Origin of the sequence: Paenibacillus sp. FSL E2-0201 (assembly GCF_037963325.1) — a bacterium.
Taxonomy (GTDB): domain Bacteria; phylum Bacillota; class Bacilli; order Paenibacillales; family Paenibacillaceae; genus Paenibacillus_AQ.
Genome location: NZ_CP150154.1, coordinates 1,638,242 through 1,662,461, shown reverse-complemented (window position 1 = coordinate 1,662,461; position 24,220 = coordinate 1,638,242). Strand labels below are relative to the sequence as shown.

Annotated in this window: 22 protein-coding genes; 3 read left to right on the top strand and 19 right to left on the bottom strand. The window is 45.4% G+C overall.

All coding sequences use genetic code 11. The features are described from left to right. The 18 genes from NSU15_RS07465 to NSU15_RS07380 form a co-directional block, all read right to left on the bottom strand. On the bottom strand, positions 1-861 hold the full coding sequence (locus NSU15_RS07465) for a carbohydrate ABC transporter permease (RefSeq protein WP_076119313.1): 861 nt from the start codon (positions 859-861) through the stop codon (positions 1-3). Between the two features lie 39 nt (positions 862-900). Continuing rightward, the gene (locus tag NSU15_RS07460; RefSeq protein WP_339289788.1) at positions 901-1,845 is read right to left on the bottom strand and encodes a sugar ABC transporter permease; all 945 of its coding nucleotides are present in this window, start codon (positions 1,843-1,845) and stop codon (positions 901-903) included. After that, positions 1,835-4,834 (bottom strand): extracellular solute-binding protein, encoded by a 3,000-nt coding sequence (locus NSU15_RS07455; RefSeq protein WP_339289787.1) that lies wholly within the window; start codon positions 4,832-4,834, stop codon positions 1,835-1,837. The genes NSU15_RS07460 and NSU15_RS07455 overlap by 11 nt, the downstream gene beginning before the upstream one ends. A gap of 97 nt (positions 4,835-4,931) precedes the next feature. Beyond that, positions 4,932-6,518, bottom strand: coding sequence for an ABC transporter substrate-binding protein (locus NSU15_RS07450; RefSeq protein WP_339289786.1), 1,587 nt, complete (start codon positions 6,516-6,518; stop codon positions 4,932-4,934). 48 nt (positions 6,519-6,566) lie between these two features. Continuing rightward, entirely contained in the window at positions 6,567-8,351 is a 1,785-nt protein-coding gene (locus tag NSU15_RS07445; RefSeq protein ID WP_339289785.1) for a glycoside hydrolase family 66 protein, read from the bottom strand. Positions 8,352-8,569: 218 nt separating this feature from the next. Next, positions 8,570-10,201: an extracellular solute-binding protein gene (locus NSU15_RS07440; protein ID WP_076099593.1), complete on the bottom strand. Its 1,632-nt coding sequence runs from the start codon at positions 10,199-10,201 to the stop codon at positions 8,570-8,572. A 24-nt stretch (positions 10,202-10,225) separates the two neighbouring features. Next, entirely contained in the window at positions 10,226-11,632 is a 1,407-nt protein-coding gene (locus NSU15_RS07435; protein ID WP_076099594.1) for a response regulator, read from the bottom strand. Positions 11,633-11,634: 2 nt separating this feature from the next. Continuing rightward, positions 11,635-13,335 carry a histidine kinase gene (locus NSU15_RS07430; RefSeq protein WP_042125229.1) on the bottom strand — a complete coding sequence of 567 codons (1,701 nt, stop codon included), beginning with the start codon at positions 13,333-13,335 and terminating at the stop codon, positions 11,635-11,637. A 288-nt stretch (positions 13,336-13,623) separates the two neighbouring features. Next, positions 13,624-14,844 carry an IS256 family transposase gene (locus NSU15_RS07425; RefSeq protein ID WP_076119303.1) on the bottom strand — a complete coding sequence of 407 codons (1,221 nt, stop codon included), beginning with the start codon at positions 14,842-14,844 and terminating at the stop codon, positions 13,624-13,626. Between the two features lie 531 nt (positions 14,845-15,375). Beyond that, positions 15,376-15,906, bottom strand: coding sequence for an RNA polymerase sporulation sigma factor SigK (gene sigK, locus NSU15_RS07420; protein WP_076119904.1), 531 nt, complete (start codon positions 15,904-15,906; stop codon positions 15,376-15,378). Then, complete coding sequence (locus tag NSU15_RS07415) at positions 15,884-16,153, bottom strand: HNH endonuclease (protein ID WP_249923569.1); 270 nt, start codon at positions 16,151-16,153, stop codon at positions 15,884-15,886. The genes sigK and NSU15_RS07415 overlap by 23 nt, the downstream gene beginning before the upstream one ends. 133 nt (positions 16,154-16,286) lie before the next feature. Then, positions 16,287-16,766 (bottom strand): hypothetical protein, encoded by a 480-nt coding sequence (locus tag NSU15_RS07410; protein ID WP_076119906.1) that lies wholly within the window; start codon positions 16,764-16,766, stop codon positions 16,287-16,289. Positions 16,767-16,851: 85 nt separating this feature from the next. Then, positions 16,852-17,277 carry a restriction endonuclease gene (locus tag NSU15_RS07405; RefSeq protein ID WP_339289784.1) on the bottom strand — a complete coding sequence of 142 codons (426 nt, stop codon included), beginning with the start codon at positions 17,275-17,277 and terminating at the stop codon, positions 16,852-16,854. Positions 17,278-17,325: 48 nt separating this feature from the next. Next, the gene (locus tag NSU15_RS07400) at positions 17,326-18,903 is read right to left on the bottom strand and encodes an IS66 family transposase (protein WP_076147732.1); all 1,578 of its coding nucleotides are present in this window, start codon (positions 18,901-18,903) and stop codon (positions 17,326-17,328) included. Positions 18,904-18,967: 64 nt separating this feature from the next. Further along, entirely contained in the window at positions 18,968-19,315 is a 348-nt protein-coding gene (gene tnpB / locus NSU15_RS07395) for an IS66 family insertion sequence element accessory protein TnpB (protein WP_076147734.1), read from the bottom strand. Continuing rightward, positions 19,309-19,620, bottom strand: coding sequence for a hypothetical protein (locus NSU15_RS07390; protein ID WP_076147737.1), 312 nt, complete (start codon positions 19,618-19,620; stop codon positions 19,309-19,311). The genes tnpB (NSU15_RS07395) and NSU15_RS07390 overlap by 7 nt, the downstream gene beginning before the upstream one ends. A gap of 66 nt (positions 19,621-19,686) precedes the next feature. Then, positions 19,687-19,854 (bottom strand): hypothetical protein, encoded by a 168-nt coding sequence (locus NSU15_RS07385; RefSeq protein WP_339289783.1) that lies wholly within the window; start codon positions 19,852-19,854, stop codon positions 19,687-19,689. A 105-nt stretch (positions 19,855-19,959) separates the two neighbouring features. Next, positions 19,960-20,958 carry a DUF4209 domain-containing protein gene (locus tag NSU15_RS07380; RefSeq protein WP_339289782.1) on the bottom strand — a complete coding sequence of 333 codons (999 nt, stop codon included), beginning with the start codon at positions 20,956-20,958 and terminating at the stop codon, positions 19,960-19,962. Positions 20,959-21,172: 214 nt separating this feature from the next. Here NSU15_RS07380 and NSU15_RS07375 point away from each other — a divergent pair, with 214 nt between their 5' ends. The 3 genes from NSU15_RS07375 (at position 21,173) to NSU15_RS07365 (ending at position 23,467) form a co-directional block, all read left to right on the top strand. Beyond that, entirely contained in the window at positions 21,173-21,484 is a 312-nt protein-coding gene (locus NSU15_RS07375) for a hypothetical protein (RefSeq protein ID WP_076147737.1), read from the top strand. Continuing rightward, positions 21,478-21,825: an IS66 family insertion sequence element accessory protein TnpB gene (gene tnpB / locus NSU15_RS07370; RefSeq protein WP_076147734.1), complete on the top strand. Its 348-nt coding sequence runs from the start codon at positions 21,478-21,480 to the stop codon at positions 21,823-21,825. Before NSU15_RS07375 ends, tnpB (NSU15_RS07370) begins: the two co-directional genes overlap by 7 nt. Positions 21,826-21,889: 64 nt before the next feature. After that, a complete protein-coding gene (locus tag NSU15_RS07365) occupies positions 21,890-23,467 on the top strand; it encodes an IS66 family transposase (protein ID WP_076147732.1) in 1,578 nt (525 codons plus the stop codon). 32 nt (positions 23,468-23,499) lie between these two features. On the opposite strand, the gene NSU15_RS07360 is transcribed toward NSU15_RS07365, so the two are convergent. Next, on the bottom strand, positions 23,500-24,198 hold the full coding sequence (locus NSU15_RS07360; protein ID WP_339289781.1) for a hypothetical protein: 699 nt from the start codon (positions 24,196-24,198) through the stop codon (positions 23,500-23,502). Positions 24,199-24,220 lie beyond the last annotated feature (22 nt).

Sequence of the window (24,220 nt, the reverse complement as noted above, 5' to 3'; positions counted from 1 at the left end):
TCACTTAATCCCCGTATGAGCCATGGAATCCATGACCTTATTTTGTAAAATTATAAACAGTATCAGATTCGGCAGGAACATGACTAGTCCGGCTACGGCCGACAATCCCGCCCCAGCAACGATGTTCCCCGATTGCGCCACCAAGGTGTTCAAGTAGAAGGGCAGTGTGCGCAGGGATTCATCGTTCATGAAATTGGCAGAGCTCTCAGCATTGCCCCAGCTGGCCTGGAAGGTCAATATCGCGACAGTCACGAGGGCCGGCTTCACCATCGGCAGCATCACGCTCCAATATACTCGCCAGTTTCCTCCTCCATCCATTTTGGAGGCTTCAATCAGATCATCCGGAACCTGATCCATAAATTGCTTGAGCAAGAAAATACCGATTGGCATCGCCAGCATCGGGATAATGTGCGCGAAGTAGGTATTGAACACACCCATTTTCTCAATAATGAGAAAACGCGGAATCGCTACAGCGACCGGCACAAACATCAGAGCCAGCGTGTTAATCTTGTTAAAGGTCTCCTTGCCTTTGAAATGCAGCTTCGACAGTCCGAAGGCCGCCATGGAACTAACCGCTAACGTCGACAGAATAACAATCGTTGTCGTGAGGACACTGTTAAATACGTATCTGGATAACGGAAGTCCTGATTCCGCGGAAAAATGAAGCAGTAGACGGAAATTCTCAAAAGTCGGCTGGCTTACGAAAAACCTAGGCGGATACGCAAACAACTCCGTAAACGGTTTGAATGAATTATTAATGATAAACACAATCGGAAGGACCATAAATATGGACAACACAAGCAAAAATATATGAAAGCCCAGCTGGTCTTTATGCAGTTTATCGGGATTGAACTTGACCATTCTTCTCACCACACTAACGAAAGGATAAACACTATTTATTTATTCTCCGAACAGCTTGTAGCTGACCTTGTTGAATAAAATAACAATGCATAACAAAGCTACAGTAACCGCAGAGGCATAGCCCATCTCATAACGGACAAAACCGAAATCGTTGGCATGGTCAACGATCAGCCATCCAACGTATTGGGGGGGCGGTGTCCCTCCGCTAAGTGTAGCGGCCATCCCCGCTGCATTAAATGTGCCGATAATAGCCATCACTGCACCGAACAGCATTTGCGGCTTCATGGACGGAATCGTAATGTAGAATATCTCCTGCCAACGGTTGCGGATGCCATCAATATAAGCAGCCTCGTACATTGTCCTGTCAATATTGAGCAGACCAGCCAGCATCGCCAGAAAGCCTACACCCATGCTTCCCCAAAGCGCGATAAATATCATGATCGGCATCAGCAGCTCCGGAGACTGCAACCATTGCACCGGCTCCCGGACGATGTTCAGCTTCAGCAGCCAGTAGTTTAGATAGCCGGCCTGATCTCCGCTGAACAGCACTTTCCATACAACCGCCATCATGACAGGGCCTGTTATGGAAGGAGAATAGATAATAACGGTATACAGGGTTCTCATTCTGTGAGTCACCTGGGACAGCATCCATGCCAGCATAAAAGCCAGCATGTATCCGAAGGGCCCTACGATAATGCCGTACAGCAGCGTATTCGGCACCGCATTCTGGAGAAACACCGTATCACCTGTAAACAAGTCGATGTAATTCCGGAAGCCGACAAATCTAGGGAATTCAACTGTATTAAAGTACGTAAATGACATCGCCGCGGCAATGACTACCGGAAGTACAATCAACAACAAAAACAATATGGCATAAGGCATGATGAACAGATAAGGAGAATCTGCTACGCGTTTAAAGCGGCTTTCGGTTTTTCCTCTCAGGCCAGGCTTCAATCTCCGGTTAATCGGGGCGCTACTTTCCATTTTCTCTCACCCAATTCTCTACATTATCAATGGTCGGAACCTTATAGGGTTTGACCAATTTCCCGTCAGCAATGTACCCAAATTCCTTCAGCTTCCTTTCAAGCTCCCGGTTGATGGTTTTGACCGCATTATCCAGAGCCGTTCGCGGATTTTGCTTACTAAAGACGACCGCATTCCATGCATTGCTGATCTCACGTTCCACCACGTAATCGCCCGGGACCTTCCCGGTCGCTTGAATCCATTCCCACTGCTCCATGATCGCGTCCTTCGAATCGGAAGGCCATGCACTGTCGGCAAAGCCCTTCAAATTCGCAGTCATATAGAGGAACTTCTCTCCCAGGGTCGATTTGATATTATAAGAGAACTCACTTTGCACATTTGCGCTTTCCCACCACTTGATAAACTCCCAAGCCGACTTTTTCTTGTCACTGTTCTTAAAAATGATACTGGAGGAGCCGTACGTAGGATCCCAGCGTTCAATTACACCCGCATCATTTCTGACACCCGGAATCGGAAGAACTCCCCATTGTCCTGCAAGATCCGGTGCAGCATACTTCAATTGAATGTAGGTATTAGCATCGCCAATTCCTACTGGTGCCTTCCCGTTTCTGAAGTTTTGGAAGAATTCTGAGGTTGTAATCGGTACGTTATAGACCGTGAATAGGTCTGTCATGAATTCAAAACCCTTGTAGGCGCCTTCTTTGTTGATGGCGGTCTTACTTCCGGTTTCATCGTACAATTGCCCGCCAAACTGGTATAGAAATGGCGTCGTGGTATCGAATCCCTTAAAGGAATTATTTGATCCCAGCGGAGTATAGAAGTTCATATCATATTTCTGCAGCATTGGGACAAGGCCCGCTACATCCTCCCAGGTCTGCGGAGGCTCTTCACCCAGAAATTTTAGGATATCCTTCCGGTAGAATAACAGCTTGACATCCTGAGTTTCCGGAAATGCATAAACACCTTCATCGTAAATAAAAGGAATAAACGCTCCAGGATGGAACTCTTCAGCCAATTTGTAAAAACCGTCGTAACCCCTTAAATCCTCAATAATTCCCCGAATGGCCAATTCAAAGGGTTTGCCAAAGCTGACACCCATCGCTGCATCAGGGGTGCTGTTAGCCGCATTGGAGAGCACGATCTTGTTTTCGTCCGGCAATATGGACAGATTGATCTTGATTCCAGTAGCAGGCGTAAACTCCTCATCGATCATCCGCTGCATAATTTCTACATACAATCTGGACTGATTGACCCAAATCTCAACCGTGTCATCATCTATCTCTCCGGCCTTTGCATACCGGGGATTGCCAAAGGAATAGAAGAAAGCTTTAACATTCTCGACAGAGCTTGTAAGCAAGCCGGAATCTGCCTTGGGCAATTCCTCGCTGTTGCCAACATAGATCTTGTCCAGATGCATCGGATTATACACCAGCATAGGCAGGACCGATTTAATCCGTCCGTAAGCGGAGGATTGGTCGCCCATAAATTTGCCCATGTAATGGGGCAACTCATTCGAATCCCCAATAAATTCCTCCACCAATTGCTTGGCTACTTCAAGCTGTGACAGCGCAGGTAAATCCCTATTACCTGTCTCTTCGATCAGGGTGAGCTTCTGCTCCTCAAGCTTTGCAGAAATTCCTTCCAGATAGGTTGAGATTTCAGGAATATATTTTTGTATATTCCATTTCCTCTGTTTATCGACAAGCCCTCCTGTCAAGCGGTTAACGCTTTGGCTTGTGGAATCAATCATCTCAGCCGTTTTGAGCAGTTCATGATAAATATCTCTTATCCGAGTATTATCAATGGACAGCGACAGGGTATGTTTCCCTTTTTCCAGATATATTTCATAAGGAACACCTTGTTCATCCTGAAGAGTTGCATTCGTCCAGCCGCTGGAATAGTCAAATGAATAAGACTTCAGTTCACTGAAGGGAACTTCTCCGTCAATTTCAATACGCCGGTGTGTCGGCATCCCGTTATTGGTATCTTGGGAATACTTGAAGGTCAGATGATAGAAGCCGCTTTCCTTAACCTCAAGCGGATAAGAGACCTTGTCACCGCTTTCTCCGAACGAATAACCATCCAGCACATTCAACAGCCGGTGTTTGTATGAATAGGGAGTAATGCTCGAATTACGGACATATTTGGCCCGAATGCTTTGTCTGCTTTTCACGGCGATATCTTCGGCTTCAATCGTCACAACAGGTTCTGAAACCGGCTTCTCTGCTCCATGTGCCGCCGCATATTCTTTATAAGAAAGCTCGGGACTGGCCGTATTGTTCAACCACGCCTTCCCGATCAGCACATATCCCTCCTTCAGCGTGAACGAAATGAGATTTTTGCCTTTGTTCAAATGGAATTTCATGGGCTCCGTATAAAAGAAGTTAGGATCAGAAAGTCCTTCATTCCGCCAGGACGCAGAGATCACCGACTTGGGAGTCAGTTCGTCCCCGTAACGGTCAACCTTGTGCTCCGTATTCTGTGTTTTCCAATCTATTGCGAGCTTCAGCTCATTCATTTCGTTATACTGCTTCTTGCCGTTGATCTCTACCTGGAGCTCAGGGTTTAAAGTAGACTGCTCTAAAATATAGTCGTCGAGCCAAATTTCATACAGACCCTCGTCCTGGACCTCTACTTCATAATTCAGAACATCCTTTGGTGCAGCGTAAAGGACATCGCCGCCATAGCCTTCACTTCGCGAAGAACTATAGATTTGCCCGCCCTTGACAAGCTTCATTGGAATGCTCTCAGGCAGTATCGGAGCAGCAACCTGGTCTTTGGTCCACTGTTTGAGAACATTGTAGTAGTTACTGTCACCGCTTTTGTTGGTCATATAGGCCTCGACAGCCGCTATGCTCCGTTGAGATTCGGCTTGCGACAACACGGTTCGGGCATCGTTATCCGTTAAGCTGACGGCAAGTACTCCGGCAGCCACTGCAATGAATCCAAAACCGGCTATTACATACCCGATTTTTCCCTTGGTTTGCACTTGATCACAACCTTACATCGTCAAGTTTTACTAAAGTGACCATAACTACCGATCGGATTCCGCCTAACCGGTAGTTATGGGTATTGCAGTGTTTGTTTTATTTAGCGTTATACTCGCCCAGGTAATCATCAAGCGTTTTGTTCATCATTGAATCCCATTCCGCTGCGACATCACTGTACTTTTTGCCTTTGTCTCTGATCTGATTTCTGATTTCCCACGGGTTCAAGGTATCATAAGCTTTAACGACGCCCGGAAGCTGTCTCGGGTAAGGCACCGGATTGGACAGCATTTGCTGGAAGTCGACATTCTGGAATGCCTGGAAGTTAAAGATGGCCAATTCACTATCTTCCGGGAAGCCCTTAACCAGGGGGTGGTTCTTCAAGACTTCAGGATTGGTCGTAACCGGCCAGCCCTGAATGAAGTCCATCAGCTGATCCTCCGCCCGTATTGGCGCATCTTCGGGAAGACCCATATACTCGTCGATCAATGCCCAGCGGGATTTCAACCCCTCTTCACCGTAGGTCAGCCATTTAAGCAATTGATAGGCTGCTTCAGCTTTGACCGGATCTTCATCCAGTGCGCTGGACAAGCTTAATGTGTCATAATATCCATGCAGATCCGTGATGCCCCCCTCAGGTGCAGTCGGCATCGGGTAAATATCGATATCCATTTTCCGGGTTTTGATCATTTCATTCACATCCGTACTCAGTGAATACAGCCAGAAGTTTCCGACCGCTTCCAAACCGTCTGCCCAAGGGTTGGTAGATTCGCCAACCTTCTTCTTCCGGACATCTTCCGGCAAATCCCAGAACCATAAGCCTTGCTTATCTTCCTTTGCGAACTGGTCTAGCCACATACCGTATTTCTTGCTGTTCGCGAAATCAAATCTCTTGGTTTCGGAGTTAAACCCTTTCCAGCCGTTTGGAATACCGTCAAAATAGTGTGGGCCATGGTCGATAAAACCGATGCCTCCCGGGAACACCGGATTATTCGGAGTAAGTTTGGCGACCTCCGAACGCAGGTGTTCATAATCTGCATAGGTCCAGTTGTAAGGCGGTATAGCGATATTATTTTCCTTCAGCAGATTCAGGTTTACTGCAGGGAATTCGGACACAGACTGGAACGGAATCCCATAAATCCCCTTCCCGTCATACGTGGTCATAAAACTTTTCGCATTTTCAGAAATCCATTTGGACTCCGGGTCTTTGTCAAGATAGGATGTTAAATCAAGCGTAAGCTCACGGTCATAGGATTCGGCGGCCAGCGGCGAATAGAAAATATCGGGCAGCGTTCCCTCCATCGCTCTCGCCGTCAGAATTTCGAGTTCATCCGTATCTGACTGCTCAATGGCGAACTGGGAATCACGGGCAACCGTGATGTTCGGATACTTATCCATGAATTTGCGGATGTTCAAGAACATCGGGTTCGTATCATCATTTTCACCGTAGAAGCGCATGGCATAATCCAGTTCAATTTGCTTTTCCTGCCAGTCAGCTACGCCGTTTCCATCCTCGTCTGTCCAGTTCGTTTCGGCTTCCTGGCCTTCTGTATTCTGATTATTTCCACCATAGACTTCCGAGTTGTTTACATTTGCCGAGTTCGTGTTAGCATTACCGGAGCAAGCGGATAGCAGAAGTGAGAAAACTAACATGATTGAAGAAACAACAGTTATTCTCTTTTTCATAAGACCCTCCATAATTTGCATATTGATTTCGTTGAAGCTTAAGCTCCATCATTCGTATTCGACGGTGATTAGATCCCAGTATTTTAGTTTCGGCAGTTGCAGGAATACGTTTCCATCCTTCTGCTCAAATTTCAGTATGATTGGGGAGCCCTGATAATAATCAGGGGAAGCAAACATAACTTTGCTTACCTTCCGTTTCGCAGGGAAGACAACGTCCACCTTTTCAAGCTCGGGCGGTTCAGCTTGCTCCGCCTGATTGTCCTTCCACTCCATCGTTGTCGCACCGATGAAATTGATGAAATGAATAATATCAGTATCAGCCTTGTGCTTTGTGAACGACCAAATTCTCCCTTGTTCAGGTTGCGGTTTGATTTCAACGTCTGCCGACCCGGAGACCTTAAGCTCCAAATTCTTCAGGCCGTCCCGTAAAATGTTTTGGTAAGCTGTGAGGAAGTCGTAGTAACGAATCAGCTGTGCTTCAAGCTCAGGCGGCACAGACAAATTTTTGTTGGGGAAATATTCATTTGACAGCATATTTTCCCCAAGCTCCAGATGAGACCCGCCCGATGCAAATATCACTGCATCCGTCAGCAGCACGCCTGGTGTATTGAACATTCCCTGTCCGGATTTGGAATGCTCATAGTTCATATAAGCAGCTAGGACCGTATTTAATTTATTTCTGCCGGCGCGGTTATTGCTGTCAATAACCTCTTTCAGATCCCCATATTCAGGATAGGACCAGACCTCTGTATAGAGAAAATCAACAGGTGCCAATGCCGCCAGTAATCCTTGTCCGTACTGATCAACCGCATTCATGACATAATCGACGTCCAGCTCTTTTTTAGCTGCTTTTAGAAATGAAACGTAAGCTTGCGGAAGCTTGACGATCTGCCCCTCCGAATTATAGAGCGTTCCCCGGTCTCCCAATTGATCAACATGCCATCCGTCGAACGGCAAGTGCTCAAGCACTCCCTTTTCTTTCGCAATCAGATAGCTCTGCCATTCAGGATTGCTCGGGTCATACAGCATAATATCACTGATCCAGCCCGGAAGTGGATGCTTATCCTGATCAGTTAGGTCGCGGTCTTTAAACAACCCCCATTCCTTACTGACCCCATCTTTGGCCGCATCCTCATAAGCGCCAAAAATGAGATTATAATTCATGGCCCTCATATTTCGGCTGTGGGCCAGATTGATATAGCTTTTCACTGTATTGAAGGAAATCTTCCTGCTCGCGATATCCTCCCATTCTTTCGCAGGTTTGCCGTCAAAGGTTTTGATCGGGTCATGATGCTTGTATTGCCAATCGTAGAATTGGATTCCATTAATATGGAATCTGTTCAAGCGTTCAATGGCTTTCTCCACTTGTCCCTGACCCATACTCGGGAAATCAGACAAGTAACCATAACGCGGAAATTTGCTCCAATCCGAGGAAACGTCAACCGCAATATTCATCTGATCTGTAATCTTGTAATCTCGGGACACAAAAACTTCCACCATGTATCCTTTATAGTCTTCCTTGGGTGGAGTCCAGCTCCAGGAGGCCTGACCTTCATCCGTTTTCACCTTTTGACTGCCAATCTTCTCACCTAAATGCCGGTACTGGATGATCAGCTCCGCCTTAGGCGCCGGCGAACTCAACTGGAGGGAGAAGCTCACAGATTCACCGGGTTTATAGTTGGCCTTATCTGTTGTTAAAGCCTTCACCCCTCCTTGACTTACCACTTGCACAGCGGAAATTTCACTGATCGGCCTGCATCCAGATACTGCGAGCGTCATGAAGCAGGCCAGCAAAATTCGGGAGTGTTTCACTTTCGTCAGATGCAATTTCATCCATTTAAACACCTCTCATATTAATAAAGGAATACTGCTGCAGCCGCAAAACAGCTTTGCAATCGCTTTCATTTCAATTCGATTCCTATATATTAAGGATACAAGGAAAGGACGGATTCCTAAGATAGGAATCCGTCCCGAGATAAGGTGGATAAATGATTAGTGCCAGACGACATTCCCCCTCCTGATGAGCGACGTATGTCTACCTTCAGATCCTCTTAAGGGGATATTGCCTTTGCAATCCCATCGGTAATCTGCTCGCCTCCCTGGAGCTTCCAATTTTGGACCCACTGATCGAACGTTTCCAGCGGAACCACCCCCATAATGATTTGTGTAAACACATCCATCTCCTCATCCGCAAGATACTTCCATTGTCTCGCGAAAGAATTCCTGCCTTCATTGTAGATGCTGTAAACCTTATTCAAATTCGGATCATACAGGTTCTTTCCTCCGACCAGCAAGGAATAGGCACGTCTGAAATTACCGTCCCGTAGATTCCAATATTGAATATCGGTGTTATCGTAAGGAGGCCGTTTGACATTATAAATAGTTTCCAGATCACTTGCCAGCATCGGATACTCTTCCTTCCCCTGAAAATTGCCCGCCTCCTGCCTTCCGGCCATCACGTCTTGAATAGCTCTTACCGAAAAGGCAATTTCATCCCGTGGTACGAGCATATTCTGTAAAGGTTGAAAAACATCCCCATATTTCTCCCTGTCTCTCAATGTCAAGTTCGCAATTTTGATAATAGCCTCAGGATGTTCATAGCCCTTGCGCACAACAATATAAGATTGCGTCGGCCGGAATATCTTCACATTAAATTTGCCTGCGGTATCAAGTGGCAAGGCGTAAGCCTGCCAGTTCGCCCGCGGATTATTCTTCAGCGCTTCCGGGATTGGCCAATCTCCCCCGAAGGAAGGAGCGAAGAATATACCTGCCTTACCCTCGATCACGACCTCCGCCTCCGTCTCACGGATTCCCATTTCACGATCAATCAGCCCCTTGGCATACAGCTCACGAAGTGCGGCCAGCGCAGTTCGGGTTTCCGGCTGAATCGATCCGTAAACTGGCATTCCGTTCTTACCTTTCAGCCAAAAACCCGGGTATGAATCATAGGCAGAGAATATTGGATTCAGGTTAAAACTTCCTGGCCCTGCATTGTATTCGTCATAAAGGGAAGTTCCAGCGGCAATGCCGATTGTATCCTTTTGCCCATTGCCATCAGGATCTTGTTCAACAAACGCCTTCGCTACACTCTCCAATTCTTTCATTGTGGATGGAGGTGCCAATCCCAATCTGTCCAGCCAATCTTTCCTTATCCACATCATGCTAAAATCTTCAGGATTAGCTGAAGGTAAAGCAAGCATTTTTCCGTTTATCATAACGTCTTCCTTTAGTCCCGCGTTAGTGCCTTCAATAATGCGTTTCATGACCGGTGAGGCGTACTCCTCATAAGCTTTTGTCAGATCCTCCAGTTCATCCGCCTCAACCATTTGATTAAATTGATAGGGAGAAACCACCATTGCATCAGGAAGCACATTGCTGGAAATCGCCAAGTCAATTCTTTGATCCATATTCTCATGTGTAGCAAACCAGTCGATATGGATATTCACATTCAACTTGGCTTTAATTGTCTTAATCCACGGATTATTAGCGGGGGTTTCCCCTGTATATGACTTGTAGTTGGGATCAACTCCCATTACGATATTCAGCGTAGTCGGTACTTCGTATTTCTCGAACGCTGGATCCTCCCCCTTTTCCTTGATGATATCGGTTTTGTTCTGACTGCAAGCGGATACAGATAATATTAGCGATATGAGTAACAGAATCATTAAACTTCTTTTCAGCATGCGGTCCTCCTTAAACACAACGATTTATTGGGGAATACGTTTACGAACCCGATATTCACTCGGAAGTAGTCCGGTTAAATCGCGAAAGGTGCGGCTGAAATATTTTTCATCCGTATATCCAGTATGCTCGGCAATCCATTGAATCGTATTGTTCGTATGCACCAGATACTGCTTCGCCTTTTCCATCCGTAATTCACGAACGTAATCCTTGAAAGTACGTCCAATGATATCTTTAAAGCACTGACTAAAATAACTCCGGCTCATATTCATTTCTTTCGCCACCTCGGCAGAGGTCAACGGTTGATCCAATCTCATCCGCACCTTTTTCTCCGCTTTCAGCACACAGTTGACAATCTCCGGAGAGTAATTAGTTTGAAGCGCTGTGTACCGAATCATTGTGCGGGTATCCTCCAGCCAACGCTCAATCTGAAACCAGGAATGAAGTGTCTCATCAAGCTTGATCTTTCCAAACACCGTTCCGGCAAAAGCTCTGTTCCATTCGTTAACAAAAGAATATAATAAACCGATCAGTCGCGTTTGCGGTATACGAAGCATCTTTAATTGTATTAAAAGCCGCTGGAACAATACATCATCGTAAAGCCACTCCCCAGACAACAACAGTTCCTTCGGCTCTTCCAGTTGATCTCCTACTCCCCAATTCTGTTCATACAGATCGTCATAATTCTTATTAATGCACACCGACAGAATCGTGTTGTCGGGATTATATTCATAGAATAACTCTCTTTCCGTAAAGCTTCTAACCCATCGCTGAACTTGAGTCAATGTGAATTGTTGCAGATCCGACAATTGAATTAGCACAACGTTCTGCAACAAACGGATACGTTTTGATAGTTCATCAAATAGATCGCGCTCATTTCCATTTAAAGCAAGCACTAACCAGTTGTTTCGATCCACTTCAACCACCTTGATATCAGGGATATATTTCAATTCCTCGGCCCAGTCTTTTAAATCCTTGTGATCAAGAACCACGACGGAATATCCTTGCTCCAATGCCCCATCTTGGTGGACTATTCCTTGACGTGCTTGCCCTTGTATTCTGTCGGCAATTCTTCCGAGCATGTCTTCAAGCTGCTCCTTCTCTAAATCTAGATCGACCTTGGAAATATAATCTATAGCCCCAAGCCGAAGCGCCTCTTGCACATATTCAAAATCCTGATGCACCGTAAGAACGACAACGTGAAGTTCTGAATAACGTTTGCGTAAAACCCGCATTAACTCAATGCCCGACATGACTGGCATGCCTAAGTCAGTCAATACTAAATCAACAGAATGAGACTCTAAAAACTGGAGGGCCTTTTCCCCATTGCTCGCCTCACCAACAACCTTCATATCAAATTCCTGCCATGGCATCATTGAAATTAGTCCTTTACGGACCAATTTGTCATCATCCACAACAAGTACCTTAATCATGTTTATACTCTCTCCTCTTCTAGCGGTAGCGTTAGGAAAATACTAGTTCCTTTGCCTGGTTCGCTTTTAATCTCCAGCTTGGCCAGCTGACCATAACGGGATTCAATCGTCCGTTTAACGTAATTCATTCCGATTCCCATCCCTGACTTCTGTTGCTCTGATGTCTTGTTGGTCAACAGTTTTTGAATATGTTCATCGGACATTCCCACTCCATTGTCATGTACGGCAATCTCTATACCTTGGTTCAGCCTGACAATAACCAGGATGTATCCTTCATCGTCAAGCCCATGGTACAGAGAATTCTCAACGAGCGGTTGAAGGATAAACCGGGGTACCTCTTTTTTTAGCAAGACTTCGTCCACCTGGATACGGACATCGAATTGAAAATCATATCGAATTTGCTGCAGCGTCAAATACTGCTTAATAGCATTAATCTCTTCCTCGATGGTAGAAGGACGGCCTAATTTCCCCAGATTATAATATAATAATTTATTCAAAGCCTGGATGAGGCGGTCAATTTCATGCTGACCGTTCATAACCGCCAGCCAGTGTGCGGTATCTAAGGTATTCATCAAAAAATGGGGGTTGATTTGGTAGAGCAGCTTTTCCACTTCCAGATCAACGCGTTGCTTTTCTTTTTCCTTAACTTCGCCGAACAATTCCCAAATGTTTTTCTTCATATTTTGAAATTGTCGCAGTAAACTGTCGAATTCCGGGATCTTCGTTGACTTAAGAGTCACTTGATGCTCGGCGTGCGTCATCATCTTGATTTCGTTATGGAACAAATTAAGCGGCCTGTAGACCATTTTCCACAAGACCCAGGCCATGATTAATGCCACGCTAAGGAACACTAAAGAGAATAGAGAAATTTGAAGGAACCACCTGTTCTTTTCCCGGTTGAAATCCGCTTCCGCAAAAACTGAAATTGCGCTCCAACCTTGCTTACTCTTTTGTTGGAACCAGTAATAATCGTTGCTGTGGCCGGAATTTTTTCCTTTGTCAGATTCAGGGAAAAATGTTCCACTCTTGAACAGACGTGGAACTTCACTGTATATGATCCTCCCCTCCGCATCCAGAAGAATCAAGCGTGAAGAGTTGTTTTGTGCCTCCTCATTATCAAGCATGTTTTTCAATAATTGAAATCCTGATTCAATATAGACATACACATCATCCCGTCCGGGAAAATTCACTTTTCTAAGTACAGACAATACGTATTCATTATCAAGCCGGTTAAAACTTTCGTGCGGCCCGTAGTAAGTAATGCCATAAGATTGGGCAAAAAGAGGCAGTTTGTTGGGAGAAAAACTATACTTTACTGGGAAATTGGTGAAATGATAGGTTTGATCTTTATCAAAATAGTACATAGCAAGGCCGATCTCCGGATTAGTGAAGGTGATCAAATTCAATTTACTTTTGAACTGATGCTGCAATTTCATCCGACGAAACGGTTCCTCCGTCCGCATTAGCTCATCCAGTTCTTTCAGGATGGTGCCTTCGTAAGCAAACTGTTGCGAGATGTGATTAAGGCTACTGAGCGAGTTATCCAAGGATAAGGTCACTTGCTTAAGATTACTTTGGATACCTGTTTCAAGTTTATTGGTTAGAATCGAATTGATCGTATAATATGAGATCAAGCTGATAAAAACAAACGGAATCAACGAACTTATTAAATAAATGAAAAAAATCCTTTTCTTCAAAGTCATCTCAGGAACACCTTGTTTTCTATAGAATCGTAGTCAAGAGATATCAGTGTTTTCAATTCCCTTAGTAGATTGGTATAAAAGCTCTATCACTGAGAAATATACTATGTATGTAAAAGTAACTTATATCTCTGCAATAGATTTAGTGTATTATGACAGACTGGAAACGATACCTTTCCAGATTGTAACATACTAACTATAAGGAGTTGAACTAAGTCAATTAATGGGTCTGTCAATAATTTTGTGTAAACTCTTTTAAGCACAGATTCCCCCGAGGGGGAAGTCGCGAATTTAACGCAAGTGTTGACCGACCCGATCGGGGAAAAAGACCGACAGCTGGAGCAGCATTTGCCCCCAGTTTTGGACACGTCCTGTCCATTTCCGAGTGACGTCGACGGTGGCCAGATAGAGCATTTTTAGTAGCGCCTCATCTGTGGGAAAGATGCTTTTTCCCTTCGTCACTTTACGAAGCTGACGGTGGTAACTCTCAATCATATTGGTGGTGTAAATCAGTTTGCGGATCTCAGGCGGGTACTTGAAAAAGGTAGCGAGTTCGTCCCAATTGGTCCGCCAGGAACGGATAATGAGGGGATATTTCGCTCCCCAAACTTCCTCGAAACGGTCGAGTTCAAGCAAGGCACCTTCCTCGGTAGCTGCCTTGTAAATAGGCTTTAAGTCGGCTGTTACCTTCTTAATATCCTTGTACGACACGTACCGTGTGGAGCTGCGGATTTGGTGAATAATACACTTCTGGATTTCCGTTTGAGGATAGCAGGCGGCAATCGCTTGAGAGAATCCGGACAGGTTATCCACGCAGATAATGAGAATGTCCTGAACCCCGCGATTCTTCAGTTCATTCAGCACACTCAGCCAGAACTTGGAGGACTCATTCTCACCAATCCACATCCCCAGCACGTCTTTGTTTCCGTCCAGATCAATGCCAATGACCATGTAGGCAGCCTTATTGATAATGGCCCCATCTTGCTTGACTTTGAAGTGGATCGCATCCAAATAGACGACGGCATAGACCCCTTGCAGAGGCCGGTTCTGCCATTCTTTAATGAGAGGCACAATCTTGTTCGTGACATTGGAAATGAGCGTTGGAGATACCTCAATACCATACATCTGCCCTAAATGGTCCTGAATTTCTCGGGTGCTAATCCCTTTCGCATACAGCGCAATAATTTGTTCTTCGATGCCCGTTACATTCGACTGATGCTTCTTGACGACCAAGGGCTCAAACTCGCCCAACCGATCCCGAGGAATAGCGATTTCCTGCTCACCATACTCACTGACTACGGTTTTACGGCTCTTTCCGTTACGGCTGTTTGGCGTGAGCTTCGCTTTCACCTCATGCTTTCCATAGCCCAAATGAGTATCCATTTCGGCTTCCAGCATCTCCTGAATCGTCTCCGCAAACAGCTCTTTTAGAGCATTCTGCGCATCCTGTGCGCTTACCAAATTGTTTTCCTTAATAAATTCCCGTAACTGCTGTTTTGTCCAAAGTCCCATGTGTTCTCCCCAACCTTTCTCTTACTTCCATTTTAATGGGTTTGAGAGTTTACACAATATATTTTACAGACTCCAATTAATATTTAGTTATAACTTTCAATTCAACACTTTTGAAAATTAAGGACCTAGATAAGATATTTACTGACCCTATTGTATTGCTCGTAGACCTTCTTTATCAGTCTCTTATCATCAAGGTTCTTCATTTCTGATCTCTCAATCTTTTCATACCATTCTGTCTCATGTCTTGCATCCAGATCTTCGAGCACTTTTTAGCACTTCTTTCTTCTACTTCACCGCTCGCTCTACCTGTTTTATCGACATATTTTCTCTTAGTCCTCGCTGGCCACAAGTCCAAACTCTCCAAGTTCCCGATATTCTTCATCTAAGCCTTCAATTGAAGTCCGTCTGTTATTCCAAAACCACTTGTTTTTATTCATCTAGAACCACATAACAGAACAAAAAAGCAACTCCCTTGTTGGCAAGTCGCTTTTAATAAAATCTATAGTGAATCTTTAGTTATTATCTAAAATCCTAGCGCTTCGCCTTATAAAACTCATGATACAACTTCATCAGCGCCCTTTTCTCTATCCGAGACACATAACTCCGCGAGATCCCTAGCTCCTTAGCAATCTCCCGCTGCGTCCGCTCTTCTCCACCTGTATCCAGCCCAAACCTACCCACCACAACTTCTTTTTCCCGATCATCCAGTATATCCAGATTCCGATAAATCTTGCTCTTCTCGATCTTCAGATCAACTTCTTTAATGACATCATCGGCTTCTGAGCCGAGGATATCGATGAGTGTAATTTCATTACCTTCCTTGTCTGTCCCAATTGGATCGTGCAGAGATACATCTTTACGAGTCTTCTTCAAGGATCTTAGGTGCATCAGAATTTCATTTTCAATACAACGGGCAGCAAAAGTGGCCAGCTTTGTGCCTTTGTTCGGGCGGTAGCTCTCGATGGCTTTAATCAAGCCGATGGTGCCGATGGAGATTAGATCCTCCATGTCTTCGCCGGTATTATCGAATTTTTTGAGGTTATGGACATGATACGATGTCATTTCTGCCCCCAAGGGGAAGATGTTCAAGTAAATAATTATTTCTTATAGATAATATTTGCACGTCACTCTCTAGGTCCAATTCATGAATTTTCTTATGACAATTCGGGCATAGAGCTACTGTATTTTCTATTGTGTCATGACCTCCCCGGGAAAGCCAATTTATATGATGAGTTTCTAGATATGGTTCACCTTTCTTGTCAACAAAAGGTGCAGGACAAGCACAAAGTTGACAAATACCTTTGGCCATTTTTTTTTGCCAGTAGTGATACAAAGGGATTGCGGGAGTACATTTTTGTAATTATAGTATTGGAAATAGATTCTTTTCTTGAGACCCTTGCTAGATCATATAACCTACTCTCGTTTATTTGTAGCAACTGCGACTATAAATTGTAATCTGGTTTTGTTGAACCCAAGTGCTTCTTAACACTCTCTAATGTACTTCTAACTTTCCCCAAGTTTCCAAAATGCTCTACATGACCTTCACCCAGATTAATCCCCCTAGAATGCGCTTCTTCAAAAAACCGCTCTGCCTGCTGTCGAGTATCAGATAAATGAATTAGCTGAATATAAAGTATTGAAAAAACGGATTCAGCATTCATTTTTCGAAGGCTTTTTACTTTATTTCTGCTTAACTCATTTGCTATTTCTAAGCATTCATTGACTGAAGAAGTGTAGTAAATCATAAAATGTAGCATCTTTCTTGTAACTTGTTTTCCCATCTTTTTAAACTCAGTTGCTAACCACTTAACTTCTTGATAGTTGTCCAACATACTAAGTAGATATAAAAAATCCCATTGAGAGGGTATATACTTATCCTCTTTCATTAATTTTATATATGAGTTAACAGAAAAATCCTCCACCGTTAACCCCCCCTACTGCTTTTATCTCTGGCCAGACCAAGCAGTGAATGCCAAGAATGTCAAATGTAATGACAGCTAGTATTAATCATTTCTCTGAGATACCTAAAACTTCATTGAAATCTTCAATGAGTTTACTAGTAAGACTAGTATCATTGATTGCCTCAACCCAAATCATATTTAAGGCACCCGATAATTTATCTGGAATAACTTTATTATAATAATTATCTCTACTTCTTATTTCATATCTAAATTCATCATTGATTACCCTTATGAGTGCAATATTATGTGCCTTTGCATACGTTATTGCCCCACGTTGAAAAGAACTTGAAGATACTAATATTCCTTTATGGGCTCCACTAGATCTAATCCTATCTTTTAGCACTTGAACATAATCTCTTTTTACTGGGCTTTTGTGATGTTTACATTCTACGAGTACTAAGAATTGAACACCTAATTCTTCAAATCGTATTGTCAAATCTATATTATATACTCCATCGAACGTAAGCGTCAAACAGCCCACACCTTGACACCAAGATGAGGGCTCGATTTTAGAATGAGGTTAGGATTTCAATACCCGACAGATCGGTGGCAAAGCGGCTGACCAAGGCAAGAACGGGTCCAGCGCTTCTGGATCTTTCAGATCAGGGAGTTGTGGAAGCTGTTCAAATAGAAACTTCAAGTACTGGAACGGATTCAGTCCGTTTTCTTTTGCCGTTTCCATCACGCTATAGATGACTGCACTAGCCTTGGCTCCGCGTGGGGTGTTGGCAAAAAGCCAGTTTTTGCGTCCAATCACAAACGGTTTAATCGCCCGTTCGCTGCGGTTATTGTCGATCTCCAGGCGTCCGTCCTTCAGGAAAGCGGACAACTTCTCCCATTGATTCAGGCAATAAGTGATCGCTTGGCCCAGGGCACTCTTGGGCAGGACGCGAGACTTTTGCTGACGCAGCCATACTGAAAAAGCATCCAGAATCGGGCGGCTGCGCTCCATTCGGACGTTCTCTCGTTCTTCCGGCGTCGCATCCTTCAGTTCTCGCTCCACCGCGAACAACTGATTGCAGAAGGTGAGTCCCTGCTGCGCAGCCGTTCCAATCCTGGCTTCGGAGGCGGGCAAGGCCTTCAGCGCTTCGTCAAACTTGCGGCGCGCATGGGCCCAGCACCCGACCAGAGTCACCCCGGCTACCTTATGGTAGCCAGGGTATCCATCCACGTGCAGGTATCCCCTGAATCCGGCCAGGAAATTTCGGGGATGCTCCCCGCCACGCGCCTTGCAGTATTCGTACAACACGATGGGCGGTCCACTGCGTCCGGTCCGATACAACCACAGGTACGACTGCGACTCGGCGGACTTTCCAGGCTCCCGCAGCACCTGCAGCGTCGTTTCGTCCGCATGCAAAATCTCCTGCCCTAGCAAATGTTCTTTCATTCGCTCAAACAGCGGCGTCAGCCATTGATCTGCCCCATACATCATCCAATTTGCCAGGGTCTGCCGCGAGAGCGTCAGCCCGAGCCGGGCAAACTGTTGCTCCTGGCGGTAGAGAGGCTGACTCTCCACATATTTCTGGTTCATGACATGCGCCAGAATGGACGGTGAAGCCAGACTGCCGGGATAGACCGATTTCGGCATAGGAGCTGTGACAATTGGAGTCTGAATCGCTTCGCGTTCACACCGGCGGCAGGCATACACCTGCCGAATGTGACGCAAGACTCTGACTTCTGCTGGAATCACGGTGATTTCGTTGCGGGTCTCCGTGCTCATAGGATGAAGGTCTCCGCCACAGCACGCACAAACCTGCTCCTCTTCAGGCAGTTCATAGTGAAGGGTATCGATAGGTAATTTCTCCAGTTTGGCCTCGCGAGTGTCCGTCCATTTCTTGCGGCTGTAGGTAAGGGTCTCGGTTTGCGGCTCTTCGGAAGCCGGGGTCGCTAACACCTCGGCTTCATTGAACAGGTTCATCTCGAGCTGATCCGGATGGGTCTTCTCGCTGGAGGTGCCGAAGCGCTTATGCTGGGCCAGACGGAACTGTTCCTCGTACCACTGAAGTTTAGCGGTCAATTCGGCATTTTGCTGTTCCAGCTTGGCCTTTTGTTGTTGGAGTTCTTCTATTGTAGATGAGGGGTTCGCTTGATTTTCCATACCCTAAAATTTCGACAACACGGATGATTTCCCTGCTACCAGGCCTGCAAAAATGAAAAATCCGTTAAACGACGGTCTGAGCCTTGACCTGTTTATGGGCCTGCCGCTGGTGAAGGGAAAGCCCATCCAAGAGCCAGCGAAGTTCGCGAAAGGAAAGGGCAACCGGCGAGTCGCCAGGGCCCGGCCACTGGAAGGTTCCTCGTTCCAGGCGGCGGTACAGCAGCCAGAAGCCATTATGTTCCCAGTAGAGCATTTTGAGTTTGTCGCGCTGACGGTTACAAAAGACAAACAGACAAGGCGCGAACGGATCGAGCTGAAATCGCTCCTGAACCAGGGCGGCCAAGCCGTCGATGGACTTGCGTAAATCTGTGCTGCCGCCGGCTAAATAGACCTTTTCCGGCAGCGTCAGCATAAGGCCTCCAGCGCTTGAACCACTTGACGAAGCAGTTCAGGAGAAAAACCTGTCTGTACGTCAAGAGAGGCCGGACCGATACGAAGCGTCAAGGAGGAAGACGAGGAACGCGGAGAAACGGTCACCGGAATAAAGGAAGGGGAGGAAGAGCAAGGCTGGCTGGAATCGATTTTGCGGAGCCAATATTTCAATTGATGTAAGGTCAAGCCCTGTGCTTCGCACCAGGCAGACATGGAAAGGCCACTGGTCCGATAGTCCCTGATGCGTTCTGTCCACTCATACTGGCGTTGTTCGGCATTGGTCATCTGGCAGATCTCCTTGATTTAAGATATGCCTATGATCTCATGGCTGGCGTTGGGTTTACAGGTGGGCTAGGTTTGACGCTTACCATCGAACCCTACAATATCTTCTCTATGAGCAATTTCAGCAAAAGGATATGTTTTTCTGAAGTAGTTTAATACGAATAACTCATATTCCTCTGGAGAAAGTTCTGCATTAGGATACATTCTTTCTGGTGGAAAAGAATTATTAAAACTCATATGTTCTGATCCTTTCCTTTTAAAGAATTTTGAAAATTTCTATTGTTTTAAAAACAAGATACCGTAAGAAGTATATTGCTTTCAAAAAGTCGCAGAGTTGAATTATTATTCTATAGCTCTTAGATAATGCAATTTATAAACACAGCATATATGTAGATTCAGCCACCATAAATATATCAATTCGCTTGAGAAGAAGCTTTCATAACCCATTAACCCATGAGCGATCCTATTCCTTAAATTACTTCCAAATCGCTCAACCAAAAGTCCTTGTAAATCAAATGCTATGTCTTCAGAGATAAGCTCTTCAAATTCTTGGATAAACAGAAGTGAATTCAAATTTTTTTCATCTTGAATACCCTCAGAATCAATACAGGAAACAATCTTTCCTGATTCGTAAAGAATATGTCGAATTGAATTTTCAAGTTGAGGAATCAATAAATGAGCAGATGTTAGAAAATCGCCATAGAATCCTTTTAATAAACCTTCTGCAAATATTAATTCTCTTCCCTGCGGGACAAAAGGATTATTTTTAACTAAGTAAAAGATGTCTTTTAAGCGAACACTATGATCAAAAATTATTTTTCTGCGAGCAGGTTCTACTAATCCTTGAGTGTGAAGAAGATGATGGTACTGAGCGTGTTTATACATTTCTACTTTTATAGCTGCTTCAACTTCTTCCTGATTTTCTGAAAGCATTGAAGGTTGCCGGCCAATTATTTTCCCACTTTCGTTTATAGCTACAGAAGAAAAAAGATGTTGAAAAAGAAATTTCTTTGAGAATTTTTCGACTTGAGCTCTTAAAGCCGACTTTTGAGGTGGGTTTCCAATCAAACCTAGTTGGAATATTGCGTCCCCTTTTTCTTTCCCCTCAATTAACTTCTCTGCTCCCTCTATATAATTTCTAATGTTTATTTCCCCAGAGGTAACTACCCCCAGCTCAGTTATTGAATTTTTTTGATACATTAATAAAAGTTTATGTAGTTCTTCAATTCGTTTATTATTCCCCCCTATCCTCTTAAGTGCTTCAATGGCACTTGATATATGAGATGATGCAAGCATATAGCTCGGTTTTTCGCCTGCAAGTATTAATTCCGCTTCTTTCACATAAGTTTCAGCATAACTTTTTAACTTCGCTCGTTGGCCTTCTGGATCTTTTCTTAAATGATGCCATCTAGAACAGATCTCCCAATAACTTCTTGCTCTACGTAAATCAACACTTTCCTCAGCCTTAATAGGTAAGCGTCAAACCTAGCCCACCTGTAAACCCAACGCCAGCCATGAGATCATAGGCATATCTTAAATCAAGGAGATCTGCCAGATGACCAATGCCGAACAACGCCAGTATGAGTGGACAGAACGCATCAGGGACTATCGGACCAGTGGCCTTTCCATGTCTGCCTGGTGCGAAGCACAGGGCTTGACCTTACATCAATTGAAATATTGGCTCCGCAAAATCGATTCCAGCCAGCCTTGCTCTTCCTCCCCTTCCTTTATTCCGGTGACCGTTTCTCCGCGTTCCTCGTCTTCCTCCTTGACGCTTCGTATCGGTCCGGCCTCTCTTGACGTACAGACAGGTTTTTCTCCTGAACTGCTTCGTCAAGTGGTTCAAGCGCTGGAGGCCTTATGCTGACGCTGCCGGAAAAGGTCTATTTAGCCGGCGGCAGCACAGATTTACGCAAGTCCATCGACGGCTTGGCCGCCCTGGTTCAGGAGCGATTTCAGCTCGATCCGTTCGCGCCTTGTCTGTTTGTCTTTTGTAACCGTCAGCGCGACAAACTCAAAATGCTCTACTGGGAACATAATGGCTTCTGGCTGCTGTACCGCCGCCTGGAACGAGGAACCTTCCAGTGGCCGGGCCCTGGCGACTCGCCGGTTGCCCTTTCCTTTCGCGAACTTCGCTGGCTCTTGGATGGGCTTTCCCTTCACCAGCGGCAGGCCCATAAACAGGTCAAGGCTCAGACCGTCGTTTAACGGATTTTTCATTTTTGCAGGCCTGGTAGCAGGGAAATCATCCGTGTTGTCGAAATTTTAGGGTATGGAAAATCAAGCGAACCCCTCATCTACAATAGAAGAACTCCAACAACAAAAGGCCAAGCTGGAACAGCAAAATGCCGAATTGACCGCTAAACTTCAGTGGTACGAGGAACAGTTCCGTCTGGCCCAGCATAAGCGCTTCGGCACCTCCAGCGAGAAGACCCATCCGGATCAGCTCGAGATGAACCTGTTCAATGAAGCCGAGGTGTTAGCGACCCCGGCTTCCGAAGAGCCGCAAACCGAGACCCTTACCTACAGCCGCAAGAAATGGACGGACACTCGCGAGGCCAAACTGGAGAAATTACCTATCGATACCCTTCACTATGAACTGCCTGAAGAGGAGCAGGTTTGTGCGTGCTGTGGCGGAGACCTTCATCCTATGAGCACGGAGACCCGCAACGAAATCACCGTGATTCCAGCAGAAGTCAGAGTCTTGCGTCACATTCGGCAGGTGTATGCCTGCCGCCGGTGTGAACGCGAAGCGATTCAGACTCCAATTGTCACAGCTCCTATGCCGAAATCGGTCTATCCCGGCAGTCTGGCTTCACCGTCCATTCTGGCGCATGTCATGAACCAGAAATATGTGGAGAGTCAGCCTCTCTACCGCCAGGAGCAACAGTTTGCCCGGCTCGGGCTGACGCTCTCGCGGCAGACCCTGGCAAATTGGATGATGTATGGGGCAGATCAATGGCTGACGCCGCTGTTTGAGCGAATGAAAGAACATTTGCTAGGGCAGGAGATTTTGCATGCGGACGAAACGACGCTGCAGGTGCTGCGGGAGCCTGGAAAGTCCGCCGAGTCGCAGTCGTACCTGTGGTTGTATCGGACCGGACGCAGTGGACCGCCCATCGTGTTGTACGAATACTGCAAGGCGCGTGGCGGGGAGCATCCCCGAAATTTCCTGGCCGGATTCAGGGGATACCTGCACGTGGATGGATACCCTGGCTACCATAAGGTAGCCGGGGTGACTCTGGTCGGGTGCTGGGCCCATGCGCGCCGCAAGTTTGACGAAGCGCTGAAGGCCTTGCCCGCCTCCGAAGCCAGGATTGGAACGGCTGCGCAGCAGGGACTCACCTTCTGCAATCAGTTGTTCGCGGTGGAGCGAGAACTGAAGGATGCGACGCCGGAAGAACGAGAGAACGTCCGAATGGAGCGCAGCCGCCCGATTCTGGATGCTTTTTCAGTATGGCTGCGTCAGCAAAAGTCTCGCGTCCTGCCCAAGAGTGCCCTGGGCCAAGCGATCACTTATTGCCTGAATCAATGGGAGAAGTTGTCCGCTTTCCTGAAGGACGGACGCCTGGAGATCGACAATAACCGCAGCGAACGGGCGATTAAACCGTTTGTGATTGGACGCAAAAACTGGCTTTTTGCCAACACCCCACGCGGAGCCAAGGCTAGTGCAGTCATCTATAGCGTGATGGAAACGGCAAAAGAAAACGGACTGAATCCGTTCCAGTACTTGAAGTTTCTATTTGAACAGCTTCCACAACTCCCTGATCTGAAAGATCCAGAAGCGCTGGACCCGTTCTTGCCTTGGTCAGCCGCTTTGCCACCGATCTGTCGGGTATTGAAATCCTAACCTCATTCTAAAATCGAGCCCTCATCTTGGTGTCAAGGTGTGGGCTGTTTGACGCTTACCTTAATAGCAATCTTTTCGGAAAGCTTTGAGTAATGTTCCGGATCACCTACATGATACTCAATTAATAATTCCATAAATTTTGAGGCAAGAAATAAGGGATCTTCTCCATTTAACTTTTTAAGTGCTATTTCAATTGTTTCAACACAAGTATTAAATGGATTATTTTTTCTACCCAGCATGGCTGCTATTTGCAATGCTCTTTCAATTTTCGATATACAACTGGTCCAGTGCTCAGGATCAAATAAGATCCAGAATGATTCGATGTATGAAAAAACCGCAGTGCTAGCCTTACGATGATTACGTTTTCCAACCCATAAAACATCTGCAAGTCGTGCCTTTAACTCAGAATCTTTTATAAAATCGACAATTAATTCAATTGCTTCATAATCATTATCCGTAAGGTCTTCAATACTCGGGCTTCTTGATTCCATAAGAATAATAGCTGGTTTAAACGGCTCCTCGTAGTTTTCTAAATCTAAGTGAAAAGAACACACCATACCTAATAGTTTTAAAATTTCATTCATTACAATTTCCTTTTTAAACTGCGACCTATCAGAAGCTTCATAAAAGAGTGAGTAATAGTAGTAACACTCTTTCTTTTCGGAACTTTTAATAAATTCATCCCAATCAACATTATTAACATCCTCAGTTTTGATTTCTTTACTCAACATACTGATACTCCTTTCAGACTTC

Coding starts and splice junctions, on each gene's coding strand:
- NSU15_RS07465 (WP_076119313.1), bottom strand. CDS start 861: ATGGTCAAGTTCAATCCCGATAAACTGCATAAAGACCAGCTGGGCTTT.
- NSU15_RS07460 (WP_339289788.1), bottom strand. CDS start 1,845: ATGGAAAGTAGCGCCCCGATTAACCGGAGATTGAAGCCTGGCCTGAGA.
- NSU15_RS07450 (WP_339289786.1), bottom strand. CDS start 6,518: ATGAAAAAGAGAATAACTGTTGTTTCTTCAATCATGTTAGTTTTCTCA.
- NSU15_RS07445 (WP_339289785.1), bottom strand. CDS start 8,351: ATGAAATTGCATCTGACGAAAGTGAAACACTCCCGAATTTTGCTGGCC.
- NSU15_RS07440 (WP_076099593.1), bottom strand. CDS start 10,201: ATGCTGAAAAGAAGTTTAATGATTCTGTTACTCATATCGCTAATATTA.
- NSU15_RS07435 (WP_076099594.1), bottom strand. CDS start 11,632: ATGATTAAGGTACTTGTTGTGGATGATGACAAATTGGTCCGTAAAGGA.
- NSU15_RS07430 (WP_042125229.1), bottom strand. CDS start 13,335: ATGACTTTGAAGAAAAGGATTTTTTTCATTTATTTAATAAGTTCGTTG.
- NSU15_RS07425 (WP_076119303.1), bottom strand. CDS start 14,844: ATGGGACTTTGGACAAAACAGCAGTTACGGGAATTTATTAAGGAAAAC.
- sigK (WP_076119904.1), bottom strand. CDS start 15,906: ATGACATCGTATCATGTCCATAACCTCAAAAAATTCGATAATACCGGC.
- NSU15_RS07415 (WP_249923569.1), bottom strand. CDS start 16,153: ATGGCCAAAGGTATTTGTCAACTTTGTGCTTGTCCTGCACCTTTTGTT.
- NSU15_RS07400 (WP_076147732.1), bottom strand. CDS start 18,903: ATGGAAAATCAAGCGAACCCCTCATCTACAATAGAAGAACTCCAACAA.
- tnpB (WP_076147734.1), bottom strand. CDS start 19,315: ATGCTGACGCTGCCGGAAAAGGTCTATTTAGCCGGCGGCAGCACAGAT.
- NSU15_RS07390 (WP_076147737.1), bottom strand. CDS start 19,620: ATGACCAATGCCGAACAACGCCAGTATGAGTGGACAGAACGCATCAGG.
- NSU15_RS07385 (WP_339289783.1), bottom strand. CDS start 19,854: ATGAGTTTTAATAATTCTTTTCCACCAGAAAGAATGTATCCTAATGCA.
- NSU15_RS07375 (WP_076147737.1), top strand. CDS start 21,173: ATGACCAATGCCGAACAACGCCAGTATGAGTGGACAGAACGCATCAGG.
- tnpB (WP_076147734.1), top strand. CDS start 21,478: ATGCTGACGCTGCCGGAAAAGGTCTATTTAGCCGGCGGCAGCACAGAT.
- NSU15_RS07365 (WP_076147732.1), top strand. CDS start 21,890: ATGGAAAATCAAGCGAACCCCTCATCTACAATAGAAGAACTCCAACAA.
- NSU15_RS07360 (WP_339289781.1), bottom strand. CDS start 24,198: ATGTTGAGTAAAGAAATCAAAACTGAGGATGTTAATAATGTTGATTGG.